The sequence below is a fragment of the Proteus vulgaris genome, assembly GCF_033708015.1.
Lineage (GTDB): Bacteria > Pseudomonadota > Gammaproteobacteria > Enterobacterales > Enterobacteriaceae > Proteus.
Window position 1 is genome coordinate 3,592,479 of sequence record NZ_CP137920.1, and the last position, 15,878, is coordinate 3,608,356.

At 39.5% G+C, this 15,878-nt stretch carries 14 protein-coding genes; 5 read left to right on the forward strand and 9 right to left on the reverse strand.

The annotated features are described in order from the left end of the window. Window positions 1-2: 2 nt before the first annotated feature. The 5 genes from caiA to caiE all read left to right on the forward strand — a co-directional run bounded on the left by caiA (window position 3) and on the right by caiE (window position 5,560). Window positions 3-1,145, forward strand: coding sequence for a crotonobetainyl-CoA dehydrogenase (gene caiA, locus SB028_RS16860; RefSeq protein ID WP_069369791.1), 1,143 nt, complete (start codon window positions 3-5; stop codon window positions 1,143-1,145). Window positions 1,146-1,213: 68 nt separating this feature from the next. Continuing rightward, entirely contained in the window at window positions 1,214-2,434 is a 1,221-nt protein-coding gene (gene caiB / locus SB028_RS16865; protein ID WP_069369792.1) for an L-carnitine CoA-transferase, read from the forward strand. Between the two features lie 74 nt (window positions 2,435-2,508). Then, window positions 2,509-4,065, forward strand: a complete 1,557-nt coding sequence (caiC, locus tag SB028_RS16870; RefSeq protein WP_069369793.1) for a crotonobetaine/carnitine-CoA ligase — start codon at window positions 2,509-2,511, stop codon at window positions 4,063-4,065. Window positions 4,066-4,141: 76 nt separating this feature from the next. After that, entirely contained in the window at window positions 4,142-4,927 is a 786-nt protein-coding gene (gene caiD / locus SB028_RS16875) for a crotonobetainyl-CoA hydratase (RefSeq protein WP_069369794.1), read from the forward strand. A 39-nt stretch (window positions 4,928-4,966) separates the two neighbouring features. Beyond that, the gene (caiE, locus tag SB028_RS16880; protein WP_069369795.1) at window positions 4,967-5,560 is read left to right on the forward strand and encodes a carnitine operon protein CaiE; all 594 of its coding nucleotides are present in this window, start codon (window positions 4,967-4,969) and stop codon (window positions 5,558-5,560) included. A gap of 72 nt (window positions 5,561-5,632) precedes the next feature. On the opposite strand, the gene caiF is transcribed toward caiE, so the two are convergent. The 9 genes from caiF to SB028_RS16925 all read right to left on the reverse strand — a co-directional run bounded on the left by caiF (window position 5,633) and on the right by SB028_RS16925 (window position 15,838). Continuing rightward, the gene (caiF, locus tag SB028_RS16885) at window positions 5,633-6,025 is read right to left on the reverse strand and encodes a carnitine metabolism transcriptional regulator CaiF (protein ID WP_069369796.1); all 393 of its coding nucleotides are present in this window, start codon (window positions 6,023-6,025) and stop codon (window positions 5,633-5,635) included. A 561-nt stretch (window positions 6,026-6,586) separates the two neighbouring features. Further along, window positions 6,587-7,249 (reverse strand): fructose-6-phosphate aldolase, encoded by a 663-nt coding sequence (fsa, locus tag SB028_RS16890; RefSeq protein WP_069369797.1) that lies wholly within the window; start codon window positions 7,247-7,249, stop codon window positions 6,587-6,589. 295 nt (window positions 7,250-7,544) lie between these two features. After that, on the reverse strand, window positions 7,545-8,156 hold the full coding sequence (locus tag SB028_RS16895; protein ID WP_069369807.1) for a lytic polysaccharide monooxygenase: 612 nt from the start codon (window positions 8,154-8,156) through the stop codon (window positions 7,545-7,547). Between the two features lie 390 nt (window positions 8,157-8,546). Beyond that, a complete protein-coding gene (locus SB028_RS16900) occupies window positions 8,547-11,468 on the reverse strand; it encodes a cytotoxic necrotizing factor Rho-activating domain-containing protein (RefSeq protein WP_069369798.1) in 2,922 nt (973 codons plus the stop codon). 203 nt (window positions 11,469-11,671) lie between these two features. After that, window positions 11,672-14,554 carry an RHS repeat domain-containing protein gene (locus SB028_RS16905; protein WP_069730296.1) on the reverse strand — a complete coding sequence of 961 codons (2,883 nt, stop codon included), beginning with the start codon at window positions 14,552-14,554 and terminating at the stop codon, window positions 11,672-11,674. A gap of 4 nt (window positions 14,555-14,558) precedes the next feature. Then, entirely contained in the window at window positions 14,559-14,690 is a 132-nt protein-coding gene (locus tag SB028_RS16910; RefSeq protein ID WP_286145850.1) for a hypothetical protein, read from the reverse strand. A gap of 91 nt (window positions 14,691-14,781) precedes the next feature. Then, complete coding sequence (locus SB028_RS16915; RefSeq protein ID WP_069366921.1) at window positions 14,782-15,138, reverse strand: DUF2570 domain-containing protein; 357 nt, start codon at window positions 15,136-15,138, stop codon at window positions 14,782-14,784. Further along, window positions 15,135-15,524, reverse strand: coding sequence for a M15 family metallopeptidase (locus SB028_RS16920; protein WP_069366922.1), 390 nt, complete (start codon window positions 15,522-15,524; stop codon window positions 15,135-15,137). Before SB028_RS16920 ends, SB028_RS16915 begins: the two co-directional genes overlap by 4 nt. Continuing rightward, window positions 15,521-15,838 (reverse strand): phage holin family protein, encoded by a 318-nt coding sequence (locus SB028_RS16925; protein ID WP_069366923.1) that lies wholly within the window; start codon window positions 15,836-15,838, stop codon window positions 15,521-15,523. Before SB028_RS16925 ends, SB028_RS16920 begins: the two co-directional genes overlap by 4 nt. Window positions 15,839-15,878: the final 40 nt, after the last annotated feature.

Genomic DNA, 15,878 nt, shown 5'->3' on the forward strand with positions numbered 1-15,878 from the left:
ACATGGATTTTAGATTGAATGATGAGCAGGAACTGTTTGTTGACGGTGTCCGCGAATTAATGGCAAGTGAAAACTGGGAAGCTTATTTCGCACAGTGTGATCGCGAAAGTAAATACCCAGAACGTTTTGTCAAAGCCTTAGCGGATATGGAAATTGACAATCTGCTTATCCCTGAAGAGCACGGTGGTTTAAATGCGGGTTTTGTGACTGTTGCTGCAATCTGGATGGAATTAGGTCGCTTAGGTGCGCCAACTTACGTGCTTTATCAATTACCAGGGGGATTTAACACCGTCTTGCGTGAAGGAACGCAAGAGCAAATTGACAAAATTATGGCGTTCCGTGGTACAGGTAAACAGATGTGGAACTCTGCTATCACAGAACCCGGTGCAGGCTCAGACGTAGGTAGCTTACAAACAACTTATACCCGTAAAAATGGCAAAGTTTATCTCAATGGTAGCAAATGTTTTATCACCAGTAGTGCCTATACCCCTTACGTTGTTGTGATGAGCCGTGACTCCGCATCTCCAGATAAACCTATCTTTACTGAATGGTTTGTGGATATGAGCAAACCCGGCATCAAAGTCAACAAGTTAGAAAAACTGGGTTTACGTATGGATAGCTGCTGTGAAATCACTTTCGATAACGTTGAACTTGAAGAAAAAGACATGTTTGGTCGTGAAGGTAACGGCTTTAATCGTGTAAAAGAAGAGTTCGATCACGAACGTTTCTTAGTGGCGCTCACTAACTACGGTACAGCAATGTGTGCCTTTGAAGATGCAGCGCGTTACGCCAATCAACGTGTGCAATTTGGCGAAGCTATCGGCCGTTTCCAACTTATTCAAGAAAAATTCGCTCATATGGCGATCAAACTCAATTCAATGCGCAACATGTTATATGAAACTGCATGGAAGAGTGACAACAACTTAATTACTTCTGGCGATGCCGCTATGTGTAAATATTTCTGTGCAAATGCGGCATTTGAAGTCGTTGATAGTGCAATGCAAGTACTTGGTGGTGTCGGTATTGCTGGCGAACACCGTATTTCTCGTTTCTGGCGTGACCTTCGTGTTGATCGTGTCTCTGGTGGCTCTGATGAAATGCAGATCCTGACATTAGGACGTTCAGTACTTAAACAGTATCGCTAATTAATCACGAAGACTCTCTCATCATGAGGTGGGAGAGTGTTCACTCTGACCACTTACGAGGTGACGCTATGACAGAACATTTACCAATGCCACAATTCGGCCCACTCTCAGGGGTGCGTGTTGTGTTTTCAGGAATTGAAATTGCAGGGCCATTCGCAGGACAAATGTTCGCAGAATGGGGAGCGGAAGTGATTTGGATTGAAAACGTTGCATGGGCTGACACCATTCGCGTTCAACCTCACTACCCTCAACTTTCTCGCCGTAACTTACATGCTCTTTCACTCAATATTTTTAAAGATGAAGGTCGTGATGCATTCCTAAAATTAATGGAAACAACCGATATCTTTATCGAAGCCAGCAAAGGCCCAGCCTTCGCACGCCGTGGTATTACTGATGAAGTATTGTGGGAACACAACCCTAAATTGGTTATTGCGCATTTATCAGGTTTTGGTCAATACGGTGATCCGCAATACACCAACTTACCAGCCTACAACACGATTGCTCAGGCTTTCAGTGGTTACCTTATTCAAAACGGTGACAAAGATCAGCCAATGCCCGCTTTTCCTTATACCGCGGACTATTTTTCAGGAATGACAGCAACGACTTCCGCACTCGCGGCACTGTATAAAGTTCAACAAACAGGTAAAGGCGAAAGTATTGATATTGCCATGTATGAAGTGATGTTGCGTATGGGGCAATACTTCATGATGGATTATTTCAATGGTGGCGAAATTTGCCCTCGTATGACCAAAGGGAAAGATCCGTATTACGCAGGCTGTGGGCTTTACCGTTGCCAAGATGGTTATATCGTGATGGAAGTTGTCGGTATCACTCAAATTGAAGAAATTTTCAAAGATATTGGTCTTGCTCATCTGCTTGGTACACCTGAAGTACCTGAAGGTACTCAACTTATTCACCGTATTAATTGCCCTCATGGCCAATTATTTGAAGACAAGTTAGATGAGTGGTTAGCAAAACAACCTCTCACTAAAGTCCTTAAACGCCTTTCAGAACTCAATATTGCCAGCGCCAAAGTGCTGACTATTCCTGAGCTTGAAGGCAATCCGCAATATATCGCGCGTGAATCGATCACCGAATGGCAAACCATGAATGGCGAAACCTGCAAAGGGCCAAATGTGATGCCGAAATTTAAAAATAATCCGGGAAAAATCTGGCGAGGAATGCCATCTCACGGCATGGACACTGATGCGATTTTGAAAAATATCGGTTATAGCGACGAACAAATCAGGGGGCTGGTCGATAAAGGACTGGCCAAAATCGTAAAGTAACACTGTGAAGTTCAGACGTTATATAGATATAAAACACGTCTGAATTGACAGCAAAAGAATAGGGTAACAGTTTAATGGATGTGATTGGCAAACAAAACTTACGTCAAATGTGGGATGATTTGGCTGAGGTTTATGGCACAAAAACAGCGCTAATTTTTGAATCCGCACAAGGACAAGTAAGGCAATTTAGCTACAGTGAATTAAATGAAGAGATAAATAGAACCGCAAATCTTTTTCATGCTAGTGGCATAAAAAAAGGCGACCATGTTGCTTTACATCTTGATAACTGTCCTGAGTTTTTCTTTTGCTGGTTTGGCTTGGCAAAAATTGGTGCTGTGATGGTGCCCATTAATGCACGCTTTATGTATGAAGAGAGCGCATGGATAATCAATCACTGCCAAGCGCATTACGTCGTAACTCGTGATAATTTTTATCCGATTTACCAACCTATGTTGCAGGATGAACAATGCCCTTTAACGCAGCTGTTTTTAATCACAGAAAACAGCCTCCCTGCTGAAAAAGGCGTTATCGACTTTTTAAAAGAGAAAGCCAAGCACCCTGTTATGCTCAATCATTACACACCATTAAGTGTAGATGATACTGCTGAAATTCTTTTTACCTCCGGAACGACGTCTCAACCCAAAGGTGTCGTTATCACTCACTATAACCTACGCTTTGCAGGTTACTACTCATCATGGCAAAACGCATTACGCGAAGATGACGTTTATCTTACTGTAATGCCTGCTTTTCATATTGACTGCCAATGCACCGCATCACTCGCCGCATTTTCTGTGGGTGCCACCTTTGTATTGTTAGAGAAATACAGTGCCAGAGCCTTTTGGAAACAGATCCTTAAATACCAAGCAACGGTAGCGGAATGTATTCCAATGATGATGAGAACCTTAATGGCGCAACCTATTTCATCAGAAGAAAAGCAGCATAAATTACGTGAAGTGATGTTTTATCTCAATCTTGCCGATGAAGAAAAAGATGCCTTCCTTGAACGCTTTAACGTGCGATTATTCACCTCTTATGGCATGACAGAAACCATTGTTGGCTTAATTGGTGACAGACCTGGCGATAAACGGCGCTGGCCATCAATTGGTAGACCCGGTTTTTGCTATCAAGCCCAAATCAGAGACAAACAAAACAATGAAGTTCCTGATGGCGTAGTTGGTGAGATCTGCGTAAAAGGCGAGCCAGGAAAAACTATTTTTAAAGAGTATTACAACCGACCTGATGCAACCGCAAAAGCATTAGAGCCTGATGGTTGGTTGCATACTGGCGATTATGGTTATCGTGACGATGAAGGCTTTTTTTATTTCGTTGATCGCAGTTGCAATATGATCAAACGCGGTGGAGAGAATGTCTCTTGTGTTGAGATTGAAAACATCATTTCTTCACATCCTAAAATTCAAGATGTGGCTGTAATTGGTGTACCTGACAATATTCGTGATGAAGCGATTAAAGCCTTTGTCGTACTGGTTGAAAATGAAACCTTGAGTGAAGAAGCGTTCTTCCATTTCTGTGAGCAAAATATGGCAAAATTCAAAGTCCCCTCTGAAGTTGAATTTAGAGATGGCTTGCCTCGTAACTGCTCAGGAAAAGTGATTAAAAAGCATTTGAAATAAAGCATAGGTCGGTTTAACCACAAATGAATAACCTCAATCATAAATGCTTATTTTTGATGATGAAAAGGAATACAACATGAGCCAGTCATTACATCTAACAACGCGCGGTTCAATACTTGAAATTGTATTAGATAGACCAAAAGCCAATGCTATTGATGCGAAAACCAGCCATGAAATGGGTGAAGTCTTTATACGTTTTCGTGATGATCCCAACTTACGTGTTGCGATTATTACAGGTGCTGGTGAGCGCTTTTTCTCTGCGGGATGGGATTTAAAAGCGGCGGCTGAAGGCGAAGCGCCTGATGCGGATTTTGGGGCGGGTGGCTTTGCAGGTTTAACCGAGCTTTTCAATCTGGATAAACCCGTCATTGCTGCGGTTAACGGCTATGCTTTTGGTGGTGGCTTTGAATTAGCGCTTGCCGCCGACATGATGATTTGTTCAAACAATGCTTCTTTTGCCTTACCTGAAGCCCAGTTAGGCATTGTGCCTGATAGTGGCGGTGTTCTGCGTTTACCTAAACGTTTACCACCAGCTATTGTCAATGAAATGCTGATGACAGGCCGTCGTATGAATGCTGACGAAGCGCTTCGTTGGGGTATTGCAAACCGTGTTGTTAGTTCCGCTGAATTAATGGATAGCGCTCGCGAACTCGCTGATCAAATTGCTCATAGCGCGCCACTGGCTGTGGCGGCTTTAAAAGAAATTTATCGCGCCACCAGTGAGCTTTCTATTGAAGAGGGTTATAAATTAATGCGCAGTGGAGTGTTAAAACATTATCCAAGTGTCTTGCATTCAGAAGATGCCACCGAAGGACCACTTGCCTTTGCGGAAAAACGTGCACCTGAATGGAAAGGCCGATAATTATCGTTAATTTCGATAATACAACAAAGAGGAAAACGGATGAGTATCTACGCGTTTGAAGGTCTTATTCCTGTGGTACATCCAACCGCCTATATCCACCCATCTGCGGTATTAATTGGTGATGTCATTATTGGTGCAGGTGTTTATATCGGCCCTTTAGCCTCACTTAGAGGCGACTATGGGCGCTTGATTGTTGAAGCAGGCGCAAACCTTCAAGACGGTTGTATCATGCACGGTTATACCGATATGGACACCATTGTTAGAGAAAATGGGCATATTGGGCACGGTGCCATTCTCCATAGTTGTATTATCGGGCGTGACAGTTTAGTTGGTATGAATAGCGTGATTATGGATGGTGCCGTCATTGGTGAAGAAAGCATTGTTGCCGCGATGAGCTTTGTAAAAGCGGGCTTTCAAGGAAAAGCGAGACAAATGCTAATAGGCAGCCCTGCAAAACATGTGCGAGATATTACTGATAATGACATGGAATGGAAGCGTATGAACACGCGTGAATATCAAGACTTGGCAATTCGTTGCCGCCAAAGCTTAGTGGAAATCACGCCATTAACAGCACCTGAACCTAATCGCCCTCGTTTACGTGGCACAACAGAGGTAAAACCGAAAGGTCAGTAATAAACAACGACAGGCGTTACAAGCGCCTGTCGTCACTATTAAATTTGTTTAGTATGGAACGAAGCCACTTAATTAGCGACGCTGAGATTTTGACAACATCCATTGCCATTTTTGCTCATGGTTCAATCCATGTGGGATCATCGCCGCCAATTTTTCAGGCGCACTTTGACTTCTTTTTTCTTGAGTATGGCCTTTTAAACGTGAGTAGACTTGAGGATCAATATGGCTGACTTTGATCATTCGTTGACACTGACAGCCTCGACCTTCTAATTGGTTAGGTACACTTTTTGTTTCACATTCAATCTCTTTTACATCAGAAAGAATGTAAGAAACGATATTAATGGCGTTGCATTGAGGAATATCGAATTTTTTTGCAATTTCTTTTGCACTTACCCAACGTTCTTGCTCTTGAACCCAATCAGCAATTGACAGATAGAGTGGTTTATTCATGTATTCTTCACACATAATTACTCCAATATCACAAATAAAATATTATTTATCGCTAAATAAAGATAATAACTATATATGTTAATTATCATTGCACCGCGGAGTATCGGTTTTCCCTGTTAATTTGAGAAGTTAACAAACTTATCAAAATAATACTTAGTTTATTTTTAACAACCAAACCCTTTAATTAACACACCTGTCACAACTTATTATTTTGTTATTAAATCCAACTTAATAATAATTAAACCGAGTGAAACAAAAAATTAATTAAATATTAAACATACTGTAAAAAAATCAAAGTATCACATTGATTTTAAAGCCATTAAATAACAAAATAAAAAATAAATAGATTATATTAATAATCCATTTATAGACTAACATTATAGTAATAGATTTTAATTTAGATTGCCAGAAAGGTGACTTATTATTAGATGTAAATCAATAATCGTTTATTTTAAGCTATATTAACCTAATTATTAATACATTAGTAAAAGTGAAGATTAATGTCTCCGTATACCTAAATAGATAAATTAAGTGCTATATAACGTTATAACACTTAATCTCATATTCTTCGTTTGATTATAAAAAACGGCGATCAAATGTCGCTTGCCAATCATCAGTGAATCTATTTACTGCATCGTCCACCACGGGTGAACGGATAATCGAGTAAGCAAGCTCAATCGGTAATGTCACCGAAGAAGCGCCTGCTAATAAACAATCGACCACTTGGCGTGGCGTTTTAAAACTCGCCGCTAGGATTTTTGTGGGTAAATTATGCATGGTGATGAGAGTTTGTAACTCTTTTACCACTCTTACGCCATCAGAGCCTTGCCTATCCATTCGATGCACATAAGGCGCAATATAATCTGCGCCAGCTAATGCTGCCATTAATCCTTGAGACACACTGTAAATCGCTGTGCCTAATACCAGCATATTTTTTTGCTTTAATTGTTTAATAGCAACAAGCCCTGCTTCTGTAACGGGAATTTTAATCACCGTATTATCAGCAATATTACCGATACGTAATGCTTCTTCAATCATGGTATCGACATCACTGGCAATGACCTGTGCAAATACTCGGCCTTTGCCTCCCATTGCTGCTTTTAATTCAGGCAATAGCATTTCAATATCTTGTGCGGATTTAGCAATAATGGAAGGATTAGTGGTGACACCAGCAATAGGAAGAACTTGAGAGAGTTTTCTGACTTCTTCGATATCCGCGGTATCTAAATAGATTTCCATAATCGCACCTCAATGATGTTGTTTTAAGCTAAATAATTATAGGTATAACGTAGAAAGTAACACTGTGCGCGAGGGATTTCTAGTGGATCCAATAAAAATAGCGCCCAAGTAAAGGCGCTACTAATTAAATAACGATAATAAATAGTTATAGTTTCTATTTAATAAAAAACATTAGTCCTGATTTAAATTTAGCATTTAAAATTTAGATTTAGGATTTATTTATAATTAAAAAGAAATAAGATTAAGTATAATATATTTATTGATATTAAATAATTTTTCTATTGAGTTAAATTGATTATTTTTTAAAATCAGCATCAATAACTTGATAAAAAGCGTTACCTGTATCCGCAATATCCCAAACACCTAAAATAATCTGATAACCAGAACGCTCTGGTATATTACAATTTAATTCTACGGTTTCTGTGGGTATTTTTCCATTATCATCTTGTTGGCAGAATGGCGTTAAATCAAAGTCAGCACGGGTCAGCGGTTTATTCACATCCCAACCTGGTTTGGTAATAAAGAATCGCCATGATGCAGTGCTATGCTTTGCAGTTAATGTCCACTTAAAGGTATTTTCTCCACTTTTCATTGCTACTTTATGCCAGCGATCAGCACTTTGTGCATTTAAAGCAGAAAAATTTGCCTTTCCACCACTGGCAATTTCACCGTCTGCAGGACCACCGTCAGGGAAACCTTTAAGTCCTTCAATAGATTGAGGCTCATATTGTACAGGACCACAATCTTTATTTAACTTGCCTCCTTTTGCTGAACAAAGGAAAGCTCTACTAGGAGGCGCATCAATATAGCCATGTTTTAATGTCACATCCGCTGACGCTGTTGAAATAAAACCCGCTGATGATAATAATAACGTTGCAGTAAATACCATAAGTTTATTTTTCTTCATCATAAAACCTCATAATTATTAATAAGTATTTTTAAATATAATGATTACATCAATCACATTAGATATTAGTCAAAAAAAGACAATTAAATATGTATTTATTAATATTTGTGAGCAGTATCGCGATTTTATTTAATATTAAAACGGGAATAAAACGCCATATTAATATTAATTAGATGATGATTTATTATTGAAATAATAAATTAAATTATTTTTTAATACTTTATTTTATAAATTATTAAAAGCATTCAAATTATCAAGATAAGATAATAACAACCCAAATGAGGCAAGAAAACTGCCTCACTGGGTTGTATGTTTTAGATATATATTTTAACGAGATTACATTCTATCAATCAACAATCGTGAACGATGTTCTCTTGTAACAACGATGAGTTAGTGTAAACGAACTTTCATTGAGTCAAGAACAGTAATTTTGTTGGTATTCTGGTTGATAATTACATCTTCCGATAATACTTTTACATTGATTTTCCCAGCATCTCGAGCCAATAAAGCGTAACTATAGCCAGCTCTGGGCTCGAAACGAGAAACTTTATGTTGATTATTATAATCAAATACAGCGATATTTTCTTGAACTTGATCTATCCTCGTACCTTGTTTCCCAAGATAAGTTATTGCCGAACTTTCAAACTCACTTAATGTACCAATCAAGTCATTATTATGATTTCCTGATACCGATAAATTCTTACCCGACAGGGCTCTAAAGCTGTGTTGTATTGTGTTCACCCCCTGAATACCCGTTTTCCAGTTATCGTCTCCGGGTTTTTGTCCGGTATGAACTGCATAAAGTTTTTCCTTATCTACAGCGTATTGCATCGTACAGCCACTTAAAGCTCCTGACGTAATGACAATGGGGTTTTTCTCCTTAATATCATCCAACCGGATGCTGATGCCCACACTACCTGATCTACCACTCATAACTTGAATAGCGGTAAGATTATCAGAAAGTATTTTGTGCCCCCAATAAGTTCCTATTGTTCCAGAGCCAGACTCACTGGAAGAAACCTGAGATCCTTTGAATATATGAACTGATTGGTATAAATCACCGCCTCGTTTCAATAATTCCGGACGATACTCTCTTAACACGGGATTATTATCAACTGAATCAAACCGACTGATGGCGAATGGCAATGTCGTCTCAGAACTCTCTCTATTACTCCCCACAAATAATCCACGATTTCGTAGAGGAGTAATAGATCCCTTTTGTAGCTTCATATCATCTGATGCGAAAAGAAGAGAGAAACTGCTATTAGGCATTCGTCCATCCGGATCATGCAATGTCACGGGATTATTACGCACCATACGATATAAATTTAGTCCATCAATCGTACCTGCGGGGTCGGCACTTAACCAACGCCCCACCCACGGTTGATAATAACGATAACCGTAGTAATACATGCCCGTAGCATCTTTTTCTTTCCCTGAATAACGAATGGTTTTGTAATCTGCTTCTACCGCATTTTCGCTAGACCAAATTGCCGTTCCCCCATAAGGGTAATACTCTTCATAGCTAACTAATTGCCCTTGACCATCCGTTTCTAATCCACTGTTGCCAACACCATTATCATAGCTATAACGCAGTGAATTATTTTCAATCCCTTTTGGTGAACCTATTTCCCAACACAATGCTCTGACTTTGGCACTCGTACCTGCTTGAATTTGTACAACGGCATATTTCTCTGTAATAGCACTTGCGCTCACCTCCCATTGTTCAATATTCGGTAAATAATGCGTCGTGACTTTTTCTAATCCGCCACGAGCAACCTTACGCCCCCGCATTTTCGTCACACGTTGCCCAGTATTATTGTATTGGTAAGTTTCACCTTCATATAAAAAACCACTCTCTATTACCTGATTTGTGGCTTTTAAATGATTGCGTTTATCCCAAATAATGGCGTCACCATTGAGAAGCTGGGTTAAATTACCACTCTCATCAAAATAGCGATCCACTTTTTGGGGATCTGCACATTGGGACTTTAATAAAGCCCGATTGGTTTTATTTGAAACAACGATATCTTGAGTAAAACTTTGTTGCGCAATCGGTGAATTATGGCGAATTTGCGTTAAATTTCCGCCTCTATCATAAGCGTATAACCGCGTGTAATTAGTATAGCTTTGTGTATCTTTCACTAACATTGTCACAGGCTGAGATTGTATTGACGCGGGCGTTGCTTGATTGGCAGATTCACGGCCTGAGGCGCTGATTAATTGATACAGTGAGTCATAGATATAACGATTTTCAGGCACCACTTTCTGATTACGCCAGTAACGAGTCGCTTCAGCATCATTTTTCAAACAAATAATATTACCGACAGGATCGTACTCATAACGCAAATCTTGCATGATTTTCGCCCCTAATGCATGACCTTGGGGACGCTGTGTTTTAACATGCAACAAACGTTGCGTTTCAGGCTCATATTCATAAGTGATGACTAATCCATTACCCTGTTCTTCACGCAGTTTTTGCCCCGCAGCTGAATAGGATAATGCTTTCAAAATAATCTGTTCTGACTGCCCTTTTAATGTAAGCCAAGTCTGTTTTACAAAACCGGCAATATCATAAGTCATACGACGTTGATGGCCTGCACAATCAGTTTCTGTTAGTACAGCACCCGTGGCGTCGTAAAGATATTGAGTGGTAAATTTTTCAGCTTGTTGAATATCATTTACTTCACTACTCGAATTCCAGTCAATAACACTACCATAATGTAATTGTTGTGTTTCTGATATTACCGCACCTTGTAACGAATAATGGCTATACATTTTTTTACCCGCAGTATCAAAGTGTTCAATACATTTTCCCACTTGATTGGTATCGATTAACTCACTCTCGTTTCCTTGTCCCCATTTAAGTTTTTGCACCACGACAATTCTGCTTTCACCCAGTTTTTCTTCTTTGACTTGTTCTAAATAACGCTCAAACCATTGATTACTGTATTCATAAGTTGTCACCGTTCCTTTTCCATTAATCTGCTGTGCGATAGTTCCTTCAATATCATTGATATTAAAACTATTGCCATTATCAACACCTTGTGAAAGTGATAACGCGCCCCCTAAACTCACGGTTTGTTGAATATTCGGTTGAATAGTTGAGTCTGCTTGTTGTGCTTCATACAGTCTGGCATCAATACTGCGTTCTAAATAACCGCGAGCATGATAGTGATGGCGCGTAATGCGTTCATCGGTTTGATTAACCGTATCAGGATGACGGCAATAATTAATTTCACGGATTGTTGATCCCCGATTATCAAGAACTACCACCGTTGGTGTTCTTGTGTGTAATTGTTTATTTAACATCTTTTTAATTCCTTTCAATTTTCTTTTTATCGACAATAATTATTTCGTTAATGATTAATGGCGGTTAAATATATTTTTTCATGAAGATAGATTATTAATTTATTTCTAGGCTAAGTACCTCGTGATTAATTTAATTGCACTTAATTCTTAGCCTATAAGCATTATTAAATCAAAACATCATCATTAATAGATTGATAATAATATTATTTTAATGGATGCAGGCTAGCTGTTATCGGATCATATACAGTCTTTGCGTTGCCTGATTCGCCACGACAAAATGAACAGACAATATTGTCATATTTAATATTGTTGGCTTTTAACTCGCGGAAAAGCTTTCCTATTGTCGTCGCTGAAGAACCCGGTTTGCCATCAATCCTGGTCGAGCTTTTCACAGTAACAATATCCGTTTTTACTGTTTGTTTTTGATTGGTTTGTATAATCGCTTGATTGACAGCCAATGCATTACTTATTTCATCTAGTATATCTTCCCCAATCTCGGCTATGTCATAATTTGTAATACTAAATCGCCTTTTCTTATCGTTTCTTGTTGCTTTCCAATTCGTATCATGAGAATCACCTGTCACTGCCCTTATTCCCAATAATTCCATTTCGTCAATCGCGACTTGATTATGTAACTCCAGATGATGATTTGAAATAGAAAATAACGTAAGACTCTTATCCATTGCGATGTTTTCAAGCCCAGGATCCATTAATTTAGTCCTGTGTGGATTTAAAAATTCTAATGTCATTCCATTGGGTATTGGAACAACTCCACTGTTTGCGTTAAAACCACCATGGGCAAAGACAATAAGTTTTTTTGATGGAGAATCTGGGGTTGAATAGAGTGTAAAATGCTTACCTAACTCACTAACGGCATAATGAGTCTCTCTTTTAAAGTCGAGTGAATCTTCTTGATTCCAAGTCTCAGCCTGTTTAATAATCGATTCCCCCCAATCATTGGTTTTTATTTCATGAAATGACGTCGGTAATCGATTGATAAAATGCTCACTTGTTGTTGCAGAAGTCGATGCGGTTGAAGGCGTGGGCGCTCGGCCATCAGGATCATGTAACGTTACGGGATTATTACGCACCATACGATATAAATTTAGTCCATCAATCGTACCTGCGGGGTCGGCACTTAACCAACGACCAATCCACGGTTGATAATAGCGATAACCGTAATAATACATCCCTGTTGCATCTTTTTCTTTCCCTGAATAACGAATGGTTTTGTAATCTGCTTCTACCGCATTTTCGCTAGACCAAATTGCCGTTCCCCCATAAGGGTAATACTCTTCATAGCTAACTAATTGCCCTTGACCATCCGTTTCTAATCCACTGTTGCCAACACCATTATCATAGCTATAACGCAGTGAATTATTTTCAATCCCTTTTGGTGAGCCAATTTCCCAACACAACGCCCTGACTTTGGCACTCGTACCTGCTTGAATTTGTACAACGGCATATTTCTCTGTAATAGCACTTGCGCTCACCTCCCATTGTTCAATATTCGGTAAATAGAGCGTCGTGACTTTTTCTAATCCGCCACGAGCAACCTTACGACCTCGCATTTTCGTCACACGTTGGCTCGCACTGTTATATTGATAAGTTTCACCCTCAGTTAAATACCCACTTTCCATTATCTCTTTTGTGGCTTTTAAATGATTGCGTTTATCCCAAATAATGGCATCACCATTGAGAAGCTGGGTTAAATTACCACTCTCATCAAAATAGCGATCCACTTGTTGGGGTTCTGCACATTGGGATTTTAATAAAGCCCGATTGGTTTTATTTGAAACAACGATATCTTGAGTAAAACTTTGTTGTGCAATCGGTGAATTATGGCGAATTTGTGTTAAATTTCCGCCTCTATCATAAGTGTATAACCGCGTGTAATTAGTATAGCTTTGTGTATCTTTCACTAACATTGTCACAGGCTGAGATTGTATTGACGCGGGCGTTGCTTGATTGGCAGATTCACGGCCTGAGGCGCTGATTAATTGATACAGTGAGTCATAGATATAACGATTTTCAGGCACCACTTTCTGATTACGCCAATAGCGAGTCGCTTCTGCATCATTTTTCAAACAGATAATATTGCCCACAGGATCGTACTCATAACGCAGATCTTGCATGATTTTCGCCCCTAATGCATGACCTTGGGGACGCTGTGTTTGAACATGCAACAAACGTTGCGTTTCAGGCTCATATTCATAAGTGGTGACTAATCCATTACCCTGTTCTTCACGCAGTTTTTGCCCCGCAGCTGAGTAGGTTAAAGAACGTAAAATCACTCGCTCTGATTGGCCTTTTAAGGTTAGCCAAGACTGCTTAACAAAACCGGCAATATCATAAGCAAGACGGCGTTGATGGCCTGCACAATCAGTTTCTGTTAGTACGGCACCCGTAGCGTCGTAAAGATATTGAGTGGTAAATTTTTCAGCTTGTTGAATATCATTGACTTCACTACTCGAATTCCAGTCAATAACACTACCATAATGTAATTGTTGTGTTTCAGATAACACGGCGCCTAATAATGAAAAGCTATCGATCGTTTTCTTTCCTGCGATATCATAATGTTCAATACATTTACCAACTTGATTATTAGCAATGCATTCATCCCATCCTTGAGCCCACTTCAATTTTTGTACCATGATAATATGGCTTTCACCCAGTTTTCCTTCTTTGACTTGTTCTAAATAACGCTCAAACCGTTGATCACTGTATTCATAAGTTGTCACTGTTCCTTTTCCATTAATCTGCTGTGCGATAGTTCCTTCAATATCATTGATATTAAAAGAATTCCCATTATCAACACCTTGTGAAAGTGATAACGCGCCCCCTAAACTCACTGTTTGTTGAATATTCGGTTGAATAGTTGAGTCTGCTTGTTGTGCTTCATACAGTCTGGCATCAATACTGCGTTCTAAATAACCGCGAGCATGATAGTGATGGCGCGTAATGCGTTCATCGGTTTGATTAACCGTATCAGGATGACGGCAATAATTAATTTCACGAATTGCTGATCCACGATTATCATGAACTACCACCGAGGGTGTTCGTATATATAATTGTTGATTTGACATAGTGTTATAATTCCTTAATTGATTTTCTTTTATGATCCAATTCATTGCTATTACGCTGATTTTTTAAGGCTAATATTTCGGCAACGGCTTTTTTATCGGTATTACATTTTTCTAATACCAACATTAAACGTGCCACATAATCAGGATAATCCCCCCATACTTGCACATTAAAAAACGGTGCTGAACAAGGCTGTAGTAAGTGTATTGGTACAAATTTTTCAGGTGCTTTAACGGCGGTTAAGGGTGCTTTGCTGCAACTGGATAACAGCGTCAGGCACAGACTCATTAGCACAAGGCGTTTGAGCCAGAAGTTGCCGTAACTCTTGGCGTATTGCATGATTTTCTTCCTCTAAATAGTGTTGCTCCTCTTGTTGATGTGTGAGCGTTTCAGCGATTTTTTCCGCTTGTTCGTGCCATTGCATTAATTGTGATTGCAATGTACGTTGTTGATATTCAAGCTGGCTATTTTGTTCTGATAATCGATTAATTTGGTTATGTTGATAGCGGATCACCAGAAGCGTGGTCAGAATAACTAACAACACGCCTCCTTTTGATCCCCAGCGTAAAAGCCAGGTTATACTCATGAATATACCTCTCTAGACAGCTCATAATGGGGGCCATCACGAAACGAAACCCAATCACCGCCCCAATTCATTGAAACACCCAATTGATGAGCCGCTTGTTTCATTGCTTTTGATATAGATTCAAACGCAGACCAATCTTGCCAAGGGATCGCGCCATTCACTAAAGGTACAATATCTACAGCATGACCTGTTAAATGACGACTATTGAGGGTTTTGCTTTTACCTTCCTTCATTAGCTCTTTTTGACGCGCGAATGAACGTAGCCCTTCGATGACGACAAAATCATATTCACTCAATGTCAGCGCCTGATGAACCACTTGTACCAAGTCTTGATGCACACCTTTTAAGTTGTTTTGACTACGTTGACTTAATGTATACATCTTCATTTAGGCTCCCTAAGATTGTTCACACCAAAAATACGATTCCATAGCCAAATCAACGTGGTACTCCCCATTGAGCCAAAAAGCCCCGCAATCATGTAAGACATATAACGGCTTGCCCCACTTTCAAAGCTCAATAATCCACCGAGTAATCCTGTGAATACTGAAATCACGATCTGACTACCAATGCCACACCAAGACCACTTAATTTGTTTTTGCCTAATTTCCATTAAATACCTCACGATACCTCCCCAGGCTGAAAATCCACCGATAATCATCCAAGCCAGCGCATCGCTTTCAGATGGGATTGCTACCAGCATAATAAAATTCCTAAATAGAGCGGATTAAACGATGCTTCCT